At 72.4% G+C, this 19,022-nt stretch carries 21 protein-coding genes; 9 read left to right on the forward strand and 12 right to left on the reverse strand.

Features of this window, described 5'->3' with window-relative positions; genetic code table 11:
* Positions 1-33 precede the first annotated feature (33 nt).
* Entirely contained in the window at positions 34-645 is a 612-nt protein-coding gene (locus QSK26_RS22640) for a TetR/AcrR family transcriptional regulator (RefSeq protein ID WP_285777231.1), read from the forward strand.
* A 23-nt stretch (positions 646-668) separates the two neighbouring features.
* On the opposite strand, the gene QSK26_RS22645 is transcribed toward QSK26_RS22640, so the two are convergent.
* Both QSK26_RS22645 and QSK26_RS22650 read right to left on the reverse strand, forming a co-directional pair.
* Positions 669-1,442, reverse strand: coding sequence for an MBL fold metallo-hydrolase (locus QSK26_RS22645; protein ID WP_285777232.1), 774 nt, complete (start codon positions 1,440-1,442; stop codon positions 669-671).
* Between the two features lie 25 nt (positions 1,443-1,467).
* A complete protein-coding gene (locus QSK26_RS22650) occupies positions 1,468-2,016 on the reverse strand; it encodes a hypothetical protein (protein ID WP_285777233.1) in 549 nt (182 codons plus the stop codon).
* A 343-nt stretch (positions 2,017-2,359) separates the two neighbouring features.
* On the opposite strand from QSK26_RS22650, the gene QSK26_RS22655 reads away from it, so the two are divergent.
* From QSK26_RS22655 to QSK26_RS22665, 3 genes are all read left to right on the forward strand, one after another.
* Positions 2,360-3,514, forward strand: a complete 1,155-nt coding sequence (locus QSK26_RS22655; protein ID WP_285777234.1) for an inorganic phosphate transporter — start codon at positions 2,360-2,362, stop codon at positions 3,512-3,514.
* Positions 3,511-3,723, forward strand: coding sequence for a hypothetical protein (locus tag QSK26_RS22660; RefSeq protein WP_285777235.1), 213 nt, complete (start codon positions 3,511-3,513; stop codon positions 3,721-3,723). Before QSK26_RS22655 ends, QSK26_RS22660 begins: the two co-directional genes overlap by 4 nt.
* A gap of 86 nt (positions 3,724-3,809) precedes the next feature.
* A complete protein-coding gene (locus QSK26_RS22665; RefSeq protein ID WP_285777236.1) occupies positions 3,810-4,631 on the forward strand; it encodes a DUF1206 domain-containing protein in 822 nt (273 codons plus the stop codon).
* Between the two features lie 22 nt (positions 4,632-4,653).
* Here the strand turns inward: QSK26_RS22665 and QSK26_RS22670 are convergent, their stop codons facing one another.
* Positions 4,654-4,845: a DUF4236 domain-containing protein gene (locus QSK26_RS22670; protein ID WP_285777237.1), complete on the reverse strand. Its 192-nt coding sequence runs from the start codon at positions 4,843-4,845 to the stop codon at positions 4,654-4,656.
* A gap of 185 nt (positions 4,846-5,030) precedes the next feature.
* On the opposite strand from QSK26_RS22670, the gene QSK26_RS22675 reads away from it, so the two are divergent.
* Entirely contained in the window at positions 5,031-6,191 is a 1,161-nt protein-coding gene (locus QSK26_RS22675) for a UDP-N-acetylglucosamine--N-acetylmuramyl-(pentapeptide) pyrophosphoryl-undecaprenol N-acetylglucosamine transferase (RefSeq protein ID WP_285777353.1), read from the forward strand.
* A gap of 3 nt (positions 6,192-6,194) precedes the next feature.
* Here QSK26_RS22675 and QSK26_RS22680 read toward each other — a convergent pair whose 3' ends face one another.
* Positions 6,195-7,166, reverse strand: a complete 972-nt coding sequence (locus QSK26_RS22680) for a hypothetical protein (RefSeq protein WP_285777238.1) — start codon at positions 7,164-7,166, stop codon at positions 6,195-6,197.
* 99 nt (positions 7,167-7,265) lie between these two features.
* On the opposite strand from QSK26_RS22680, the gene QSK26_RS22685 reads away from it, so the two are divergent.
* The 3 genes from QSK26_RS22685 to QSK26_RS22695 all read left to right on the forward strand — a co-directional run bounded on the left by QSK26_RS22685 (position 7,266) and on the right by QSK26_RS22695 (position 10,198).
* Entirely contained in the window at positions 7,266-8,042 is a 777-nt protein-coding gene (locus QSK26_RS22685; protein WP_285777239.1) for a DUF4184 family protein, read from the forward strand.
* A 59-nt stretch (positions 8,043-8,101) separates the two neighbouring features.
* Positions 8,102-8,971, forward strand: coding sequence for an LLM class F420-dependent oxidoreductase (locus tag QSK26_RS22690; RefSeq protein WP_285777240.1), 870 nt, complete (start codon positions 8,102-8,104; stop codon positions 8,969-8,971).
* Positions 8,972-9,232: 261 nt separating this feature from the next.
* Positions 9,233-10,198 (forward strand): hypothetical protein, encoded by a 966-nt coding sequence (locus tag QSK26_RS22695; RefSeq protein ID WP_285777241.1) that lies wholly within the window; start codon positions 9,233-9,235, stop codon positions 10,196-10,198.
* A gap of 104 nt (positions 10,199-10,302) precedes the next feature.
* Here QSK26_RS22695 and QSK26_RS22700 read toward each other — a convergent pair whose 3' ends face one another.
* A complete protein-coding gene (locus tag QSK26_RS22700) occupies positions 10,303-11,061 on the reverse strand; it encodes an SDR family NAD(P)-dependent oxidoreductase (RefSeq protein WP_285777242.1) in 759 nt (252 codons plus the stop codon).
* Between the two features lie 62 nt (positions 11,062-11,123).
* Between QSK26_RS22700 and QSK26_RS22705 the strand changes: the two genes are divergently transcribed.
* Positions 11,124-11,585, forward strand: coding sequence for a MarR family winged helix-turn-helix transcriptional regulator (locus QSK26_RS22705; protein ID WP_285777243.1), 462 nt, complete (start codon positions 11,124-11,126; stop codon positions 11,583-11,585).
* A gap of 25 nt (positions 11,586-11,610) precedes the next feature.
* Here QSK26_RS22705 and QSK26_RS22710 read toward each other — a convergent pair whose 3' ends face one another.
* The 7 genes from QSK26_RS22710 to pstS form a co-directional block, all read right to left on the reverse strand.
* The gene (locus QSK26_RS22710; RefSeq protein WP_285777244.1) at positions 11,611-13,419 is read right to left on the reverse strand and encodes a serine/threonine-protein kinase; all 1,809 of its coding nucleotides are present in this window, start codon (positions 13,417-13,419) and stop codon (positions 11,611-11,613) included.
* A gap of 219 nt (positions 13,420-13,638) precedes the next feature.
* A complete protein-coding gene (locus tag QSK26_RS22715) occupies positions 13,639-14,079 on the reverse strand; it encodes a hypothetical protein (RefSeq protein ID WP_285777245.1) in 441 nt (146 codons plus the stop codon).
* Between the two features lie 367 nt (positions 14,080-14,446).
* The gene (locus QSK26_RS22720; protein WP_285777246.1) at positions 14,447-15,136 is read right to left on the reverse strand and encodes a response regulator transcription factor; all 690 of its coding nucleotides are present in this window, start codon (positions 15,134-15,136) and stop codon (positions 14,447-14,449) included.
* A 51-nt stretch (positions 15,137-15,187) separates the two neighbouring features.
* Complete coding sequence (pstB, locus tag QSK26_RS22725; RefSeq protein ID WP_285777247.1) at positions 15,188-15,964, reverse strand: phosphate ABC transporter ATP-binding protein PstB; 777 nt, start codon at positions 15,962-15,964, stop codon at positions 15,188-15,190.
* A gap of 8 nt (positions 15,965-15,972) precedes the next feature.
* The gene (gene pstA / locus QSK26_RS22730; RefSeq protein ID WP_285777248.1) at positions 15,973-16,848 is read right to left on the reverse strand and encodes a phosphate ABC transporter permease PstA; all 876 of its coding nucleotides are present in this window, start codon (positions 16,846-16,848) and stop codon (positions 15,973-15,975) included.
* Entirely contained in the window at positions 16,845-17,819 is a 975-nt protein-coding gene (gene pstC / locus QSK26_RS22735; RefSeq protein ID WP_285777249.1) for a phosphate ABC transporter permease subunit PstC, read from the reverse strand. Before pstC ends, pstA begins: the two co-directional genes overlap by 4 nt.
* A 5-nt stretch (positions 17,820-17,824) precedes the next feature.
* Positions 17,825-18,934, reverse strand: a complete 1,110-nt coding sequence (gene pstS / locus QSK26_RS22740) for a phosphate ABC transporter substrate-binding protein PstS (RefSeq protein ID WP_285777250.1) — start codon at positions 18,932-18,934, stop codon at positions 17,825-17,827.
* Positions 18,935-19,022 lie beyond the last annotated feature (88 nt).

Here is a 19,022-nt window from a genome sequence, read left to right on the forward strand (position 1 = left end):
ACTATAAACGTATGCCATACACTTTTGGCTGCCATGCCTCGTCCACGTTCGCTCGATCCCGCGCGGATCGCCGCCGCGGCCCTCGCCGTCATCGACCGCGCCGGGCTCCCCGCGCTGTCGATGCACGCCGTCGCCAAGGAACTCGGCATGAGCACCATGGCGCTCTACCGGTACGTGGACAGCCGGGAGGAGCTGGAAGGGCTGGTCGTCGAGCTGGTGCTGAGCACCGTGGAGGTCGAGCCGCCGTCCGGGCTGCCGTGGCGCGGGCAGCTCACGACGCTGGTCGAGCGGGTCAGGGACGCGGTGGCCGCCCATCCCCAGGTCGTGCCGCTGACGCTCACCCACCGGCACCGTTCGCCGAGCGTGCTGCGCTGGTCGGAGGCCGTGCTGCGAGTCCTCACCGGCGCGGGCGTCCAGGGCGTGGACCGGGTCGTGGCGCTGCGCGGGCTGCTGGCCTACGTCATAGGAGCGATCCAGCTCGAACACCTGGGACCGCTGTCCGGGCCCGGCACGGTCGCCATCGCCGGACTGCCGCGCGCGGAGTTCCCGCACATGGCCGAGACCGCCCGGCTCGCCGGGAGCGTCTCACCTGGCGAGGAGTTCCGCCGCGGCCTGGACCTCCTGCTCCGCGGCCTGGACGGCTGACCCGCCCGCCGGGGCGTGACGCGCTAAGGCGTGACGAAGGGTTCGGGGAAGTGGGCCGGGGCGAGGGTGCCGCCGGCGGCGCGGACGCGGTGAATGAGGTCCGCCCGGGTCGCCGCCGCCTCCCTGGAGTCCTCGTCGTGCGCGTAGACGATCGCGGGATCGGCGAGCTGGATCGGGTGCAGGATCACGTCGCCGGTGATGACGACGTCGCCCACCTCCACCACCTGGTGACCGGGGGTGTGCCCGGGGGCGGGGACGACGGTCACGCCCGGTGTCACCTCGGCCGCGCCGGACACGGTCAGCAGGGCGCCGTCGAGAGGGCGCAGGACCGCCTCGCTGATCGGGTGCGACGGGATGCCGTTGATCCAGTCCAGCTCGGCCTGCTGGACCACGTGCCGGGCGTTGGGGAAGACCGGGACGCCCGCGTGCACCGCGCCGCTGGCGTGGTCGCTGTGCAGGTGGGTGAGCACGACCACGTCGACGTCGGCGGGGGCGACGCCCACCCGGGCCAGCTCGGAGCCGAGCACGCCGGGGACCGGTGCCCAGGTCGAGGCGGTCGAGTCGGCGCCGCCGATCCCGGTGTCCACCAGGACGGTGGTCCCGGCCGGGTCGCGCAGCAGGAAGCAGTGGAAGTGCAGGATCCACCCGTCGGGCAGGTCGCCGGGCCGCACGCCGAGGAACACGTCGCTGAGCGGTCCGGCGAGCGCGCCGCCCATCGGCCCGATCGCGTCGCACAGCGGGATGACCTCGATCCCGGCCACCATGCGCGGCCGGAGGTGCGTGTCCGTGACTTCCACGGCGTCAGCGTAGTGCAGCCGCGCCTCAGGCCCGACCCGGGCGGATCCGGCCCAGCGGCTTGAAGACCGACAGCACGGCCGCGGCGAGGAGCATGGCGAGCTGGGCCGCCACCACGCCCACCTGCTCCCACCGCCTGCCGCCCCCGACCGCCGCCGCCCCCTCTGCGGCGGCGGCCATCCCCTCGGGGTCGAACAGGAACATGCCCGCCAGCACGGTCGCGACCAGCAGGACGAGCTTGCCCAGCACCCAGTAGTGGCGCACCAGCCCCCACCTGCTGGTCAGGGCGAGCACGATCCCGCTGATCAGGGCGATCACGCTGAGCGGGATCCCACCGGTGAACACCAGGGTCCCCAGCAGCCGGTAGGCGGCGTGCGCGAGCCCGATGTCGTCGGTCAGCGACGCCGTGACGTTAAGCACGACCAGCGCCCACACCTCGCCGATCAGTGCCACCGAGGCGACGACGTGCACGACCGTGACCGTCTTGCGGAGCGCCGGCGGCAGCCGCCGCCCCTGCCGCGCGGAATCCGTCCCCCGTCCCGCAGGCTCGGCCCCTCGTCTCACAGCCTCCGGCACGACCCTCACCTCCGCCGCGCCGGGCGACCTGCCCGGCGGTGTGTCCATCGTCTCCGGGCCGCCGCGCCCGCACATCCACCCGTGGAGGGGCCGCCGCCTACGATTCCCGGCGTACGGCCCGGCCGCGCGTGCAGTACCGCGGGAGGAGCGGACCTCGTACGGCCCGGCCGCGCGGGTCGTACCGCGGGAGGAGCCGGCGTCGGGTTCACCGCAGAGAAGAGCGTGGCCGCGCGGGAAGCGGCGACCGTGAGCACGTCCTCGCGACGACCCCCACCCCAGGTGAATTCTGGATGAACTCCCCACAGAAAGGACTACTCGCCTATATAGGTGTAAGTGGGTACGAATGGTCGCGAATCTCCTGTTGCTCGGGCTGGTGGTGTTCACCGCCCTCGCGTTCGACTTCTCCAACGGGTTCCATGACACGGCCAACGCCATGGCCACCTCCATCGCCACCGGCGCACTGACGCCCAGGGTCGCGGTCGGCATCTCGGCCGCGCTGAACTTCGTGGGCGCCTTCCTGTCCCTCAAGGTCGCGGCCACCATCGCCACCGGGATCGTGGACACCTCGGCGATCAGCCTCACCGTGGTCTTCGCCGGGCTCGTGGGCGCCCTGGCCTGGAACCTGACGACCTGGTACCTCGGCCTGCCGTCCAGCTCGTCGCACGCGTTGATCGGCGGCGTGGTGGGCGCGACCCTCATCGCGGCGGGCTCCTCGGCGGTGAAGGGGGGCGAGATCGTCTCGCACGTGCTCATCCCGGCCGTCCTCGCGCCGCTGGCCGCGATCGCCGTGGCCACGCTCGGCACCCTCCTCGTCTACGTGATCACCCGCAGGGTCCCCGGGGCACTCAGGACCAGAGGGTTCCGGCTGGGCCAGATCGGCTCGGCCTCCCTCGTGTCGCTCGCGCACGGCACCAACGACGCGCAGAAGACGATGGGCGTCATCACCCTCGCGCTGATCACCGGCGGCGCGATCGGCCGCGACGCGGGCACGCCGCTGTGGGTGATCGTCGCCAGCGCGACCGCGATCACCGCGGGCACCTGCATCGGCTCGTGGCGGGTGATCAGGACCCTGGGCAAGGGCCTGACCGAGATCGAGACACCGCAGGGCTTCGCCGCGGAGGGCACGTCCGCGGCGGTGATCCTCGCCTCGACGCACTTCGGCTTCCCGCTGTCCACCACCCACGTGTGCGCCGGCTCGATCGTCGGCTCCGGGCTGGGCAAGCGACTGGCCGAGGTGCGCTGGAACCTCGCCGGCCGGATGGCCGCCGCGTGGCTGGTCACACTGCCGTCCGCGGCGCTGGTGGGCGCGATCGCCTGGAAGGGGGCCGACACGATCGGCGGCGACGTGGGGGTCACCGCGGTGGCCGTCGCCGCCCTCCTCCTCGGCTGCGCGCTGTACGCGGCGTCGCGCCGGTCCCGGGTCACCGCCGCCAACGTGAACGAGGAGTGGACCGGCGGGCTCAAGCCGGCCGAGCGGACGAGGGAGCCGGTCACATGATCCACGCGATGGACTACGACGCGTTGTGGAAGGTGCTGCTCAGCGCCCTGGTGGGCGGCGCGGGGCTGGTCTCGGTCTTCTCCCTGGCACTGGTCGGCCTGTCCATCCGCACCTCCCACCGGGTCCTCGGCTGGACGGTCGCCGGAACCTGCCTGTCCGCCGTCGTCCTGGTCGTGGCCCTCGGCCTCTACGTCATGCTGGCCAAATGACCGTCCCCGGATCCCGGCGTTGTTCCCGGACCGCTTTTGTGGGCAGAGGATCCGCCCGCAACGAGGTGCCGAGATGAGGAGTGCCGATGAGTTCCGTGGGTTCGACGGGGCGCCAGGCTCGGGCCGCCGTACGCCGGACGGCCGGCAACCCGATGATGGATCGCCTGACCCGGATCGGCCTGGCCTGCCGGGGCGTGCTGTACGCGCTGATCGGCGTGCTCGCCCTGCAGGTCGCGTTCGGGAACGGCGGCGGGCAGGAGGCCGACAAGGGCGGCGCGATCGCCACCGTGGCCACCCTTCCCTTCGGTTCCGTGCTGCTGTGGGTGATGGTCGCCGGGTTCGCCGCGCTGACGCTGTGGCAGGTCTCCGAGGCGCTCGTCGGGCACGCCAAGGCGACCGACCGGGCCGAGTCCGCGGGCCGCGCCGCGGTGTACGTGCTGATCGTCGTCTCGCTGCTGAGCATGGTGCTGGCCGGTAAGACGACCTCCGACGACGAGAAGTCCCAGGACTTCACCAGGACGCTGCTCGACCTGCCGTTCGGGCCGTTCGTCGTCGGGCTGATCGGCGTCGGCCTCGTCGCCCTCGGGCTGTACTGGGGCTACCGGGGCGTGCGGAAGAAGTTCCGCGAGGAGCTGGACGAGAGCCGGATGTCCGCGCGCACCCGCACGCTGATGGAACGGCTCGGCGTGGTCGGCTACGTCGTCCGTGGGGCGATCGCCGCGCTGGCCGGCGTCTTCGTCGTCCAGGCCGCGATCACCCACGATCCCGACAAGGCGGGCGGCATCGACGACACCCTCAGGGGCTTCGCCGACTCCCCGGCCGGTCCGTGGCTGCTCGCGCTGGTCGCCGTGGGGCTGCTGCTCTTCGCGGCCTACTGCTTCGGCGAGTCGCGCTGGCGCCGCACGTGACCGGACCGGGACGCCGGGACGGCTAGTAGCGGCGCCCGCCCAGGGTCTTGCTCACGTGGAAGCCGCCGGGCAGCCGGACGCTGACGTGCCGGCGGCCGTCGGGGGTGGTGGTGACGTGGAACCGCCGGTTGCCGAAACTGTGGCCCACGCCGTGGCGTGACAGGTTGATCCGGAACGGCCCGACCTTGATCGACTTTCGGTAGTGCCAGCCCATGTGCGCTCCTCCGGCTTCGCATGGTGTACCGGGAGAACGAGCCGCACGCGCCGCGGGTTCCTGGCGGGCGGGCCGGTGTCCGGAGCACCCTCGTTCCTGTGAGAACGTGGGTGACGATCATGACACGCGACACCGTGGCGGAACCCGGCGTCCCGACCCTGCCCCTGACCCTGCGGAGGAACACCATGCCCGCGTCATCTCGGCCGGCCGTACGGCTCTGCGTCACCGGCGGCGGAACCGGCGGGCACACCTACCCCGCCCTGACCACCGTCGCCGCCGCCCGCGAGCAGGCCGCGGCCCGGGGCATGGACCTGGAGGTCATGTGGGTGGGCACCGCGACCGGGCTGGAGGCGCGGGTCACCGCCGAGCACGGCATCCCGTTCACCGCGATCACCACCGGCAAGGTCCGCCGCTCGCCCAGCCTGCGGGAGCTGGCCACCAACGTGGCGGACGCCTTCCGGGTGCCCCTCGGCATCCTGCAGGCGATCTCCGCGGTGCGCCGGCACCGGCCCGACGTGGTGCTGTCCACCGGCGGCTACGTCGCCGTCCCGATCGGCATCGCGGCCTTCCTGCTGCGCCGCCCGCTGGTGATGCACGAGCAGATCACCAGCCTGGGCCTGGCCAACCGGGTGCTGTCCAGGATCGCGACCCGGGTGGCGGTCAGCCACGCCAGCACGGTCGAGCACCTGCCGCCGTCGGCGCGGTCCAGGGCCGTGGTGACCGGTAACCCGGTGCGTCCGGAGATGCTGCGCGGCAACCGGGAGCGGGGGCTGCGGCACCTCGGGTTCGACGCCGGGCTGCCGGTGGTCTACGTCACCGGCGGGGCCCAGGGCAGCCGGCAGATCAACACGCTGGTCGAGGCCGTGCTGCCCCGGCTGCTCCCGCACGCCCAGGTGCTGCACCAGTGCGGCCAGGCCGGGATCGACCGGCTCTCCCAGGTCGCCGCCGCGCTGCCGGAGTGGATGCGGGCCCGCTACCGGCCGGTCGCCTTCCTCGGCGCCGAGTTGCCCGACATGCTGGCCGCCGCGGACATCGTGATCTCGCGCAGCGGCGCGGGGACGCTCGCCGAGCTGACCGCCGTCGGCAAGCCGTCCGTGCTCATCCCGCTGATCCCCACCGGCGGCGACGAGCAGCGGGCGAACGCGCGCCACCTCGCCGAGGCCGGCGCGGCCCGCGCCCTTCTGCACGCCGACCCGACCCCGGACCAGCTTCTCGCCGAGCTCGGCGGGCTGCTGGACGATCCGCGGCTCAGGGACGAGATGGCGCGGGCGGCGCGGGCGCTGGGCCGGATCGACGCGGCGGACGCGCTCGCCCACCTCGTGCTGACGACTCCGCCACCCCGGTGAACCTCAGGCGGCCCGTTCCGCGATGAAGGTGTTGAGCAGGGCGGCGCCGCTCTCGGCGTCGTCGATGCTGATCACGAGCCGGCCGCCGGAACGGAACCGCAGCACCAGGCACTGGCCGCCGCGGAGCATGATGGCCGAGCTTCCCGGCACCCCGCGCAGTCCCCAGCCGCCGACCTGGCTGGGGCACAGGGTCTCGGCCCTGGCGTCCTCGATCTTCGACAGGCCGATCCTGCGCACCGGCCAGCCCAGCGGGCCGAACCCGATGGTCAGGCCGGTCTCGGTGATCCGGACCGTGACCGCCGAGGTGAGCAGACCGGCGACGAGCACGACGCCCCCGCCGATGAGCCCGGCCACGGCGACGCCGCCGACGAACCCCGCCGCGCCGAGGAACCCGACCACCGCAAGCATCAGCGTGAAGACGCAGGTGCTGGCGATCAGCCACCTGTTGGTGACCCGGCCGACCCACACCGCGCGCTGTCCGGGCCGCAGCCGCAGGACCGGCCGGTCGCCCGCCGGGTCCGGTCCGTCGGGCTCCCCCCGGCCGAGGTAGCCGGCCAGCGCGCCGAGGCCCACGGCTCCGGCGAGCGTCGCGATGACGCTCCACCAGGCGATACTCGCCTCGCTCCACACCGGCACATCCAGGTTGGCGGCCAGCACGGTCGCCTGCACGCCCAGCGCGAGGCCGCCCCAGAAGGCCAGGAATCCCCACCAGCAGACGCGGTTGGCCCGCCGGGCGAGCGCCTGGCCGTGCAGCGCGATGCCCAGCAGGGTCACCCAGCCGACGGCCCACAGCACCAGCCCGCCGGTCAGGTTGGCGGCGAAGGACATGGCGCCGTCGGGCGCGGTGCCGCTCCAGTGGGTCGCCAGCGGTTCGGGCAGCCGGTCCCTGAAGTGGAAGGCCGCCGCCACCAGGATCGCGGGAACGCCCACCCCCGCCACTCCCGCGCCGAACAACGCATGCTTACGACCGGCCATACCGACCCCTTCCCACATAGTGCTAATGACACTAGCACCATAATGATGACTCCGGACAGTCCGGACAGAGGAAGATCGCTCGGCGGATAGCATGCGGCGGTGCCGTTCACGCCCAGCCACATCGCGGCCGTGCTGCCGTTGGTCTCGTCCGCGCGGGCCCGCCGCGTACTCGACCCCTGGGCGCTCGCCATCGGGTCCATGGCCCCCGACCTGCCGCTCTTCCTGCCGTTCCTCGGCGACTACCACGACTGGCACTCGCTGCCCGGGCTCGTGCTGCGCGACCTGCCCGCGGCGCTGGTGCTGCTGGCGCTCTTCCACGTGCTCTTCCGCGATCCGCTGGTGTCGCTGCTGCCGCCGGGGCTCGCCGGGCGGGCCGCGGACCTGCCCGGGTCCGGGCTCGGGCGGCTGCCGGCGATCGCCGCGGGCGCGGTGACCGGCGCGGCCACCCACCTGCTGTGGGACTCCTTCACGCACTCCTGGAGCGCGGAGTTCTGGGGCTGGCCGTGGCTGGCCGCGCCGGTCGCCGGCTGGGTGACCGTGCACCGGGTGCTCCAGTACACCTCCACCGTGGCCGGGCTCGCCGTACTGGCGTGGTGGTGCCACCGTGGCCTCACCCGGATGGAACCGCGGGCCGTACCCGGCCGGCTCGCCCTGGCCGGAGCCGTGCGCGCCGGCGTCCTGTCGGCGGTCGTGGCGGCCGGCTGCGCCGCCGGGCTCACCTGGCACCACGTCGACCCGCCCGACCCCGACCTCGGCTGGGCCGCCGTCGTCACCAAGGCCGGCATCGGCACCGCCGTCGGCTGCTTCCTCGCGCTGACCGTCTACGCCGCCGTCTGGCACGCCGCCCGGCTCGCCCGCCCGCGGCGGAACGGTTGAGCCGCTCCCCGGACGGAATGATGATCGGCAGTATGCCGGCCAGTCGACAGGAGCCAAACATGCAGATCGGTGTCGTCTTCCCGCAGACCGAGATGGGCGGAGACGTCGGCGCGGTACGCGCCTACGGGCAGGGGGTCGAAGAGCTGGGGTACCGGCACGTCATGGCCTACGACCACGTCGTCGGCGCCGACCCGGCGGTGCACCAGGGGTGGAAGGGCGTCTACGACCTGCGCTCCACGTTCCACGAGCCGATGGTGCTGTTCGGGTACCTCGCCGCGCTCACCTCGCTGGACCTCGTCACCGCGATCATCATCCTGCCCCAGCGGCAGACGGCCCTGGTCGCCAAGCAGGCGGCGGAGGTGGACCTGCTGACCGGTGGCCGGTTCCGGCTGGGCGTGGGGCTGGGGTGGAACAAGGTGGAGTACGAAGCCCTCGGCCAGGACTTCACCACCCGGGGGAGGCGCATCGAGGAACAGGTCGAGCTGATGCGCCGGCTGTGGACCGACGAGTCGGTCAGCTTCGACGGCGCCTTCGACCGGGTGACCGGGGCCGGGCTCGCGCCGCTGCCGGTCCAGCGGCCGATCCCCGTCTGGTTCGGCGCGCAGTCCCCCGCCGCCTACCGGCGGATCGGGCGGCTGGCCGACGGCTGGTTCCCGCAGGTGGGCCCGGGGCCGAAGCTGGAGGAGGCCAAGGCGCTCATCGGCGAGGCCGCCGCCCAGGCCGGACGCGACCCCTCCGCGCTCGGCATGGAGGGCCGGATCTCCTGGACGGGCGACCACGAGGCGGCGGCCGATCTCGCCCGCCGCTGGCGGGAGGCGGGCGCCACCCACATCGCCGTCAACACCATGAACGCGGGCCTGCGCTCGGTCGACGAACACCTCGCCGCCCTGGCCGCCGCCGCGGAGGCCCTCGACCTGCGCAAGAACTGACATTTCACGCCCTGCCCGGCGAAGGCGACGGTCAGGCGAGCACGAGGGTCCCCAGGCCCCGCGTGTGTGTGATCCGGCGCGGCGGCGCTCCTCCCGGCCGCCGCGACCACCCGGGGGACCGTGTCCGTGATCGGGTACGTGGCGTACGCGGTGCTGCGGCTCGTGCCCCGACTGAGCCGGGGGGTACTCAGGCGGCGGCGTACGGGATCCGGGAAAGTGACCTTCAATCAGGATTCAATCGGGCACCGAAGAATGGCTGACATGACGTTCTCCCCCGCCGGACGCTCCCTTTCCCCGATCCGGCACGGCGTGGTACTCCTCATAGCACTCCTCACCCTCACCGGCTGCGCCCTCGCCGGCGGCGGCACCGCGGACGGCACCGGGGACGGCACCTCCACCGCGGAGTCGGCGGCGACCCCGGCCGCCCCCGCCGCCCCCGCGACCGCCGACCCCGCCGCCGATCCGGCCACCGTCGCCGACCCGGCCGCCGATCCCGCTCCGGCCTCGGGTCCGGCCTCGGGTCCGGCCTCAGGTCCGGGTGGAGACTCCGACGCGGGGCAGCCGCAGGGGGCGGCCGTCGAGCCGGGCGGCGTGCTGGCCGACGGCAGCACGGTCGCCGCGGAGCTGACCCGCGCCGGGCAGCGCGACAGGTTCACCCTGGACCTCGGCGACGCCCGCGAGTTCTACGTCGCCGACGGGTCGGGCGACGGCATCCAGTTCCAGGTGTTCTCCGAGGTCGACGGCAAACAGCTGCAACCCGCCCCGTTCCCCCTGGTCAGCGGCACCACCGTCGTCAAACTGACGAAGACGGGCGGGCACCGGGTGGAGGTGTGGGGGGACACGAACGTCGTCGGGCCGTACGGCTTCCGCATCGCGACCGTGAAGGTGCGCACGTTCCCGGCGGCGCTCGGCCTGCGGGTCGGCGAGGACGGCCCGCAGGGCGCCGGGCGGCTGGACGTCCCCGGCCGGATCGACCGCTTAGAGTTCGACTCGGACGGCGCCGCCGCCGTCAAGGTCATCGGCGGCGCCGGCGCGTGCACCGCCATCCAGCTGGAGCTCACCGACGCCGCCCAGAAGAGCGTCTCCACCCCCTCCCAGCCGTTCCCCCTGTGCGGCTACGAGTTCGACCTGCCCCTCTCCGACGGGGACGGCCGCTACGCCCTGGTCGTCAGATCGGGCACCGCCAAGACCGGCCCCTACTCCTTCCAACTCGTCCGAGCCGGCTGACCGCACCACCGCCCGCCACCGGGCATGACCGCACCGCCGACCGGCACCGGGCATGACCGCACCGCCGACCGGCACCCGGGCCGGATGTTCGCGGGCGGGCGGTCCTAGCGGGTCAGGTGCCGCCCGCCTGCCACGGCGACGATCTCCGCGTTGACGTGCCCGTTGGCCGCCGAGCCGAGGTAGGCGACCGTCGAGGCGACGTCCTCGGGCGTGCAGATGCGGCCCGTCGGGCTCTTCGCCGCCTCGGCGTCGACGATTTCCTGCCCGAACCCGGGCCAGGTCAGCGCCCGCTCCGTCAGGGTGAAGCCGGGCCTGACGACGTTGGTGAGGATGCCGTGCCGGGCCTCCCGGGCGGCGAGCACCTTGGCGGCGGTCTCCAAGGCGGCCTTGACGGCGGGGTAGGCCACGCCCGCGGGCATCGGCTGGCCCACCACGTCGGACGAGATCACCACCAGCCGCCCCCACCCGGCGCTCCGCATGCCGGGCAGGACGGCGTCGATGAGTTCCATGGTCCCCGCCACGTTCACGGTGAGGCTGCTGGTGAGGGTGTCCCACGTCTCGCGGTCCCTCGGGGGCCAGGACACCGCGTTCGCGACGAGTACGGCGACGTCTCCCAGTTCCTCGGTCACCCGGCGCACCGCCTCCCGGGGCGACTCACGGTCGCCCTGGTCGATCCGCACCGCCATCGCCTTGCCGCCCGCCTGGCCGATCGAGTCCACCAGGGCGAGGGCCTCGCCCTCGTTGCTGTACCAGCCCGCGGCGACCAGCGCGCCCTCCTGGGCGAACGCCAGGGCGATCGCCCGGCCGATCTCACCGGACGCCCCCGTGACCAGCACGACCCGTCCGCCGATTCCGAGATCCATGACTGCTCCCAAATGGTTAGCCGACTATCTTTTAGCCGACTATACATCTATAGGATGAGTGGGTGGATCCAACCGAGGCGATGCGCGTCAACCGGGCGCTGAACAAGATGAGCAAGCTCTACCGGGCGGCGAAGGCGCGCAAGCTCGCGGCGCTCGGCCTCCATCCGGGACAGGACGTCCTGCTGTGGCTGCTGGCCCAGGAGCGCGGAGGGTTGACGGTGTCGGAACTGGCGGCGCGGATCGGGGTGGAGCCGCCGACCGCCACCCGCAGCCTGACCAGGCTGGAGGGCGGCGGCTGGTTCCGCCGCGAGGCCGTCGCCACCGACCGCCGTCAGGTCCGCATCGTGGTGACCGACGCCGGCCACCGGCTGGTGCCCGAGATCGAGCGCGCATGGGCGGAACTCGCCGACGAGGCCCTGGGCGACGTGGACGACGAACGACGTGAGATCGCGATCAGCGTCCTGGAGCGTGCCAACGACCGCCTACGCGGCCTCGTGGACGAAACCGCCCTGGCGGACGACTGACGGTCTCTACCCGGGCGGAGAGGGGTCAGGGGCGGCGTAGGGTGCCGCGGTAGTCGGCGCCGCCTCCGCCCTCCTGGCGGACGATGGCCAGGGTTCCGGCGGGGCCGAGGGTGAGGGTGGCGTCCCCGCCCACGCAGACCCGCTGCCGCGTCCGCACCTGCTCCACGGTCACTTCGAGGCTGGTGCCGCGGGACCCGGCCCGCAGCTTGACCGGCTGCTCGCAGTCGCCGTCCCGGTACGTCCCGGTGGAGCGTCCCGCCGGAAGGAGGAGCGTGATGACGGCGGCGTCCCCGCTCCCGTCCGACCGAGCGACCCGGCCCTGCCAGGTCCCCGCGAACTCCTGCGGAATCCCGCCGCCCGACGATCCCCGCGCGACCGGCCCGCTCACCGAACGGTCCCCGGCCGTGCCCGACTCCCCGCTCCTGCCGGAGTCACCGGCCGTCGAATTCCCGCTTCTCCCGGAGTCATCGACCGTCCCCGACTCCCCGGTCGCGCCGGGATCATCGGCGGCACCCGAATCACGTGCCGCCTCCGGCCCGCCGGTCGAGCCCTGGTCACCGGTGCCCCGGTCAACGGTCGTGCTCCGGTCGCCGGTCGCGCCGGAGCCGCCGTTCCCGGTACCGGACGCCCCCTGGTCCTCCGCCGGCTCCGAGCCACCGGCCGCCACGGAACCCGACGCGCCGTCCCGCACGCCGTCCGCCACCTCACCGCCGAACCTCGACAGCAGGTACACGGACGCGATCCCGGCCACCAGCACGGTCACGACCACGACCACGGCCACCGAAACGACCGGCCACGCCCGCGACCGCCGCCCACCAGCCGGACCAGGTCCGGAACCCCCTGTGTCGGAAATCCCTGGTCCGGAAACCAAAGTGCCGGAAACGTTGGTGCCAGGAACGGTGACGCCGGAAACGTTGGCGGAAACGTTGGTGCCGGAAACCCGGATGTCCCCATACCCGGGCGGAGCCGTGACCCCGGGGCCGTACGGAGTGGTGGTCCGGGAAGCGGCACCGGGCGGGTGCGTGGCGGCGGGGCCTGCGGTGGGGTCTACGAGGTGGACCAGGAGGGTGCGGGCGGCTGGACGGGCCGCCGGGTCCTTGGACAGGCAGGTGGCGAGGACCGTGCGCAGGGTGGGCGGGACGCCGTCGAGGTCGGGGTCCTGGCTGAGGATGCGGTGGAAGACGGCGGCGACGGTGTCGCTGCCGAAGGGCGCCCGGCCGGTGGCCGCGTAGACCATGGTCGCGGCCCAGGCGAAGACGTCTGCCGAGGGCGCCCCGTGCTCCCCTCTGAGCTGCTCCGGAGCCATGTACGGCGGGGTGCCGGACAGCGAGGAGGGGGCCGTGGCGGCGTCGAGCGGCCGGGCGATGCCGAAGTCGACCACGCGGGGGCCGTCGGGACCGAGGAGGACGTTGGCCGGTTTGAAGTCACTGTGGACGACCCCGGCGGCGTGGATGGCGGCGAGCGCGGAAGCCGTACCGACCGCGAGCCGGTCGAGGTCGCCGTCCCGCAGGGGGCCGCCGTCGCGCACCCGCTCCTGCAACGAGGGACCGGCGACGAACTCGCTGACCACGTAGGGGTCGGGCCGGTCGAGTTCGGCGGCCAGCACGCGGGCCGTGCAGAAGGGGGCCACCCGGCGGGCGGACTCCAGCTCCCTGGCCAGCCGGCGGCGGGTGCCGGGATCGGTGCCGCCCCGCAGGACCTTGATCGCCACCCGCCCGCCGGACGCGTCGCGCCCCTCGTAGACGACCCCCTGCCCGCCCTCGCCCAGACGCGCGACGACCTGGAACGCTCCCAGCGCGCGCGGATCCCCCGGTTGCAGCGGGCCACCGGCCATGAAGTCCTCCAACCACCTCGGGCGAACAGCGTAGCGACGCCCGCCGGGCACCCACCACGCTCACCCCGGCCCGGCCACCGGGGGGGCGTCAAGGAGGCGTCAGCACTCCGCTCATGGCCGTCCGCATCGCGCGGCGCGTCACCCCGCTTGTTCGTCCCGGTCCGCGAAGAGGCGTTCGCGCCCGCGCCGCGACGCCCGTCCGGTGCGAGGGCGAGCGGGTCAGACGTGGTGTGGGTCTCGCGCTGCCAGTTCGTGGCCCTGGGGGGTGGGCTGGGCGGGCAGGGTGATCGGCGGGAAGGGCCGGCCGTGCCGCCTGGCGCGGGTCACGAGGCCCCACAGCGCCGCGCCCGCGCAGCCGAGCAGCGCCGCCGCGGCGAACGCGCCCAGCCGGACCTCGTCCGCGCCGGCGAAGGTGAGGACGCCGAGGGCGTTCACCAGGAAACCGGTGGTGAGGAACCAGGCCATGACCCCGGTGGCGAGGGCGGCCATGGGATGTCGTGCCCACGCCGCGTAGGCCGCGACGGCGACGCCCATCGCGGCGGCCCGCAGCACCGTGTCGGCGGGCAGGACCAGCGCCACCAGCGCGCAGCACGCGACGCTGAACGCGAAGCCGCCCGGGATCAGGAAGCCGAGCGGCGGCCTCGGGTCGCGCTCACGCATACGCCGTTCCGTCACATCGTTGGTTCCCATACCTCTATGAAACCGCGCCGGTAGAAAAGGACATCCGATTCAGACGGCATTCATACGGCTTTACGACGGACCCTTACGGAATATTTATGGCCATCTCCCGGCGGGCGAACCAGCAGGTCAGCGGCCTGTCGCAAGGGTCATGGCAGGGTTCGCGTAGAGAATGCGTCCGGGACCTCGTGTGGGCGCCTGTGTTGAAGCAGGGCGAAAAGTCATGTTTCGGTCAGCCGTCGTGGCGGGCCGTACGGACCGGAGAAGGCGGCACCGGGCGGTACCCGTCCTCGAACGGCGAAGGCCGAGGCGATCCGCAGGGATCGTCTCGGCCTTCTTCGCCGCCGGCTCAGCCTGGGGTCACCATGCGGTAACCGACGCTGCGTACCGTCTGGATCAGCCGGTCGTCGTGGTCGCCCAGCCGCGCCCGGATGCGCTTGACGTGCACGGCGATCGTGTTGGTCGAGGTGGTGAAGGCGGAGTTCCACACGTGCCGCATGATCTGCTCGCGGGTGACCGTGCGGTCCACGTGGCGCATCAGATAGTGCAACAGCTCGAACTCGCGCAACGGCAGGTGCACGGTCTCACCGGCGACCCGGACCTGATACGCCTCCAGGTCCAGCTCCACGTGCCCGACGGAGATCGCCTTGCGCGCGGACCCGCCTCCCGGCATGGCGGCGTGGATCAGCGGCAGCAGTTCGGGCGACCGGTACGGCCGGGCCACGCAGGCGTTGGCGCCCGCGGTGAGCGCCTGGACCGCGTGCTCGGCGTCGTGGTCGCCGATGCCGAGCAGCACGGGCACCTCCCGGCTGGACCGGACCGCCCTGATCACCTCCACCGCGCCGAGGACCGGCAGCGCGGCGCTGACCAGCAGGACGTCGGGGTGCAGCGCCCCGACCTGGAGGAGCGCCTGCGCGCCGTCCCCGACACCCTGCACCTCGATGCCCTCGCGTTCGAGCGCCACCGCGAGGTCCGCCACCAGACCGGCCTCCGGATCGGCGACCAGCAGCAGGGGCCCCGTCCGAGTGTCCCCGTTCACTTCGGGAGCCGTCTGCGGCTGGATCACTCCCTTACCTCCAATGTCGTGCCATCATCCGAAGCGACCGGTGATGTAGTCCTCGGTCGCCTTCTCGGACGGGTTGGTGAAGATGCGCGAGGTCTCGTCCATCTCGATGACCTTGCCGGGCTGCCCCTGCCCGGCCAGGTTGAAGAAGGCGGTCCGGTCGCTGACCCGGGCCGCCTGCTGCATGTTGTGCGTGACGATGACGATGGTGAACTCCGACTTCAGCTCCACCATCAGGTCCTCGATGGCGAGCGTGGAGATCGGGTCCAGAGCCGAGCAGGGCTCGTCCATCAGCAGCACGTCCGGCTGGACGGCGATGGCCCGCGCGATGCACAGGCGCTGCTGCTGACCGCCGGAGAGCCCGGCGCCCGGCTTGTTGAGCCGGTCCTTGACCTCGTTCCACAGGTTGGCCCCGCGCAGGGACCGCTCCACGACGTCGTCGGTTTTGGACTTGGCCTGGCGGCCGTTGAGGCGCAGCCCCGCCGCGACGTTCTCGTAGATGGACATGGTCGGGAACGGGTTGGGCCGCTGGAAGACCATGCCGATCATGCGGCGCACGGACACCGGCTCGATGTCGCCCGCGTAGAGGTCCTGGCCGTCGAGCATCACCTTGCCCTGCACCCGGGCGCCCGGGATGACCTCGTGCATCCGGTTCAGTGTGCGCAGGAAGGTGGACTTGCCGCAGCCGGAGGGGCCGATGAAGGCGGTGATGGAGGCCGGCTCGATCGTCATCGAGACGTCCTCGATGGCCTTGTGCGAGCCGTAGTAGGCGTCCAGGCCGGAGACCGTGATCTGCTTAGCCATCTATCCCCCTATCGGTTCCTGGCGGGCGAGCGCCACCAGCCGATGAAGCGCGCTGCGAGGTTCAGCAGCATGACGATCAGGATGAGTGTGAGAGCGCCCGCCCAGGCGCGGTCCACGGCGACGTCGGTCGGGCGCGCCGCCTGGTCGAAGACGTAGAGAGGAAGGCCCATCTGGGGACCGTTGAAGGGGTCCTCGTTGATGGAGTCGGTGAAGAACACCGTGAGGAGCAGCGGGGCCGTCTCACCGGCGACCCGGGCGACCGCCAGCATGATGCCGGTGGCGATGCCGGTGAACGCGGTCGGCAGCACGACCTTCACGATCGTCCGCCACTTGGGCACGCCCAGCGCGTACGCCGCTTCGCGCAGGTCGTTCGGCACCAGGCGGAGCATCTCCTCGGCCGAGCGGACCACGGTCGGCATCATCAGGATCGACAGCGCGAGCGCGCCGGCGAACCCGGAGAACGGCATGCCGAGCGCGAGGATCCAGAAGGCCAGGATGAACAGGCCGGAGACCACGGACGGGATGCCCGTCATGACGTCGACGAAGAAGCTGATGGCCCTGCTCAGCTGCCCGCCCCGGCCGTACTCGACCAGGTAGATCGCGGTCAGCAGGCCGACCGGGACCGAGATCAGCGAGGAGAGCGCCACCTGCTCCAGGGTGCCGAGGATGGCGTGGTAGGCGCCGCCGCCCGCGTCCCTGGCGCCGATGTTGCGCATGGAGTGGGTGAGGAACTCCAGGTCCAGCCGGGCGACGCCGTGCTGGATCACCATCCACAGGACGGCGACCAGCGGGACCACCGCGATGGCGAACGCGAGGTAGACCAGGCCGCCGGCCAGCCGGTCCTTGAAGCGCCTGGCCGGGGAGATGTGCTGGACGGCGCTCATGCGGCGGCTCCCGAGAACTCCTTGCGCCGGGCGATGACCAGCCGGGCGGCGATGTTCACGACCAGCGTGATCGCGAAGAGCACCAGGCCGGAGGCGATGAGCGCGCCCCGGCCGATCGGCGTGGCCTCGCCGAACCCGTTGGCGATGTTCGCCGCGATGCTGTTGCCCTGCGCGGTGAGGATCTGGAAGCTGATGCCGAAGGTGGCGGGCAGGACGAGCGCCACCGCGATCGTCTCGCCCATCGCCCGGCCGAGGCCCAGCATGGCGGCGCTGATCACGCCGGGGCGCCCGAACGGCAGCACGGCCATCCGGATCATCTCCCAGCGGGTGGCGCCGAGCGCGAGGGCGGCCTCCTCGTGCGACCTGGGCACCTGGAGGAACACCTCGCGGGAGATCGCCGCGATGATCGGCAGGATCATGACCGCGAGGATGACCGAGGCGGTCAGCACGGACCGTCCGGCGACGCTGTCACCGGCGAAGAGCGGGATCCAGCCCAGGTACTCGTTGAGGAACTTCCACGGGCCGGTGATGAACGGCACCAGGAAGACGACCCCCCACAGTCCGTACACGACGCTCGGCACGGCGGCCAGCAGGTCGATCACATAGCCCAGGAGGCCGGCCAGCCTGCGCGGCGCGTAGTGGGAGATGAACAGGGCGACCCCGACGGCCACGGGCAGCGCCATGACCAGGGCCAGCAGGGAGCTGATCACGGTGCCGAAGGCGAGGGCGGCGATGCCGAAGGTCTGGGTGCCGTTCGGGTCCCAGATGACCTCGGAGAAGAAGTCGCCCTTGTTGACCCGCAGGGCGGGCACGGCCTCGACGACGAGGAAGACGGCGATGGCCGCCATGATGACCAGCAGGAGGATGCCGGCGCCCGTGGCCGCGTACCGGAACGGGCCTTCACCGCGGCTGCGCCGCGAGGCGGGCCGGCTGACCGGCCCGCCTGAGCGAGTACGTAGTGGAGTCGTCATCTGTGTTAGGAGATGGCCCCGACGGCGGTCCGGACCTTGGCGACCAGCGAAGCGGGGAGCGGGGCGTAACCGAGCTCGGTCAGCGCCGCCTGGCCCTCGTCGCTGGCGGTGTAGGTGAGGAAGGACTTGACGAGCGGGAGCTCCTCGGCGGACAGGCCCTTCTCGCAGGTGATCTCGTAGGTGACCAGGACGATCGGGTAGGCGCCGGCCGCACTGGTCGCGTAGTCGATCTTGAGGGCGAGGTCGTTGCCGGTGCCGATGACCTCGGCGGCCTCGACGGTCTTGCCGGCGCTCTCCGGGGTCAGCTCGACGAACTCGCCGGAGCCGTTGGCGACCTTGGCCTTCTGCAGGGAGGAGTTCTCGGCGTAGGAGAGCTCCACGTAGCTGATCGCGCCCTCGGTGGTCTTGATCGCCTGGGAGACGCCGTCGGAGCCCTTGGCGCCGACGCCCTTGGCCTCGGCCGGCCACGCCTTGCCCGGCTCGTAGGCCCAGTCGGCGGTGGCCTTGAGGAACTTGGTGAAGTTGTCGCTGGTGCCCGACTCGTCCGAGCGGTGGACGGCCTGGATGGCGGTCGAGGGCAGCTGGGCGCTGGGGTTGTCCGCCTTGATGGCCGGGTCGTCCCACTTGGTGATCTTGCTGTCGAAGATGCCGCCGATGGTCTTCGGCGAGAGCTGGAGACCGTCCACACCGGGCAGGTTGTAGACGACGGCGACCGGGCCGACCACCATCGGCAGGTCGATCGCGTTACCGGTCTTGCAACGCGCGTTGGCCGCGTCGGGCTCGCCCTTCTCGGGGTTCAGGGCCGAGTCGGAGCCGGCGAAGGCCACCGTGCCCTGCGTGAACGCCTGGACGCCGGCGCCGGAGCCGCTGGGCTGGTAGTTGATGCTCACACCAGGGTTGGCCTGCTGGAAGCTCTTCTTCCACTCGTCGATGGCGTTGGCCTGAGCGGAGGAACCCGCGGCGTTGATCGTGCCGCTGAGCGCGCTGCCGCCGGCGTCGGCCGCGGCCGGCGCGCTGGCAGTGTCGGTGCCACCACTGTTGTCATCGGTGCCACACGCAGCGAGCGAGAGCGCGCCGACGAGGGCGACCGCGGCGAGCCGGCCTACATACTTCACGGTTGGGTTTCCCTCCCACTTGGTCCTTGCAACGTTCCAGACATTAGGAGGGCAAGGTGACCCAATCGCCTATTAAAAAGTGACTGAA

The sequence above is a fragment of the Microtetraspora sp. NBRC 13810 genome, from assembly GCF_030268685.1.
In the GTDB taxonomy this organism is placed as follows: Bacteria; Actinomycetota; Actinomycetes; order Streptosporangiales; family Streptosporangiaceae; genus BSRQ01.

Bases quoted from the DNA above. Each gene is read 5' to 3' on its own strand.
- QSK26_RS22640 (WP_285777231.1), top strand. From the start codon at position 34: ATGCCTCGTCCACGTTCGCTCGATCCCGCGCGGATCGCCGCCGCGGCC.
- QSK26_RS22655 (WP_285777234.1), top strand. From the start codon at position 2,360: ATGGTCGCGAATCTCCTGTTGCTCGGGCTGGTGGTGTTCACCGCCCTC.
- QSK26_RS22660 (WP_285777235.1), top strand. From the start codon at position 3,511: ATGATCCACGCGATGGACTACGACGCGTTGTGGAAGGTGCTGCTCAGC.
- QSK26_RS22665 (WP_285777236.1), top strand. From the start codon at position 3,810: ATGAGTTCCGTGGGTTCGACGGGGCGCCAGGCTCGGGCCGCCGTACGC.
- QSK26_RS22670 (WP_285777237.1), bottom strand. From the start codon at position 4,845: ATGGGCTGGCACTACCGAAAGTCGATCAAGGTCGGGCCGTTCCGGATC.
- QSK26_RS22675 (WP_285777353.1), top strand. From the start codon at position 5,031: ATGCCCGCGTCATCTCGGCCGGCCGTACGGCTCTGCGTCACCGGCGGC.
- QSK26_RS22680 (WP_285777238.1), bottom strand. From the start codon at position 7,166: ATGGCCGGTCGTAAGCATGCGTTGTTCGGCGCGGGAGTGGCGGGGGTG.
- QSK26_RS22690 (WP_285777240.1), top strand. From the start codon at position 8,102: ATGCAGATCGGTGTCGTCTTCCCGCAGACCGAGATGGGCGGAGACGTC.
- QSK26_RS22695 (WP_285777241.1), top strand. From the start codon at position 9,233: ATGACGTTCTCCCCCGCCGGACGCTCCCTTTCCCCGATCCGGCACGGC.
- QSK26_RS22700 (WP_285777242.1), bottom strand. From the start codon at position 11,061: ATGGATCTCGGAATCGGCGGACGGGTCGTGCTGGTCACGGGGGCGTCC.
- QSK26_RS22710 (WP_285777244.1), bottom strand. From the start codon at position 13,419: ATGGCCGGTGGCCCGCTGCAACCGGGGGATCCGCGCGCGCTGGGAGCG.
- QSK26_RS22715 (WP_285777245.1), bottom strand. From the start codon at position 14,079: ATGCGTGAGCGCGACCCGAGGCCGCCGCTCGGCTTCCTGATCCCGGGC.
- pstB (WP_285777247.1), bottom strand. From the start codon at position 15,964: ATGGCTAAGCAGATCACGGTCTCCGGCCTGGACGCCTACTACGGCTCG.
- pstA (WP_285777248.1), bottom strand. From the start codon at position 16,848: ATGAGCGCCGTCCAGCACATCTCCCCGGCCAGGCGCTTCAAGGACCGG.
- pstC (WP_285777249.1), bottom strand. From the start codon at position 17,819: ATGACGACTCCACTACGTACTCGCTCAGGCGGGCCGGTCAGCCGGCCC.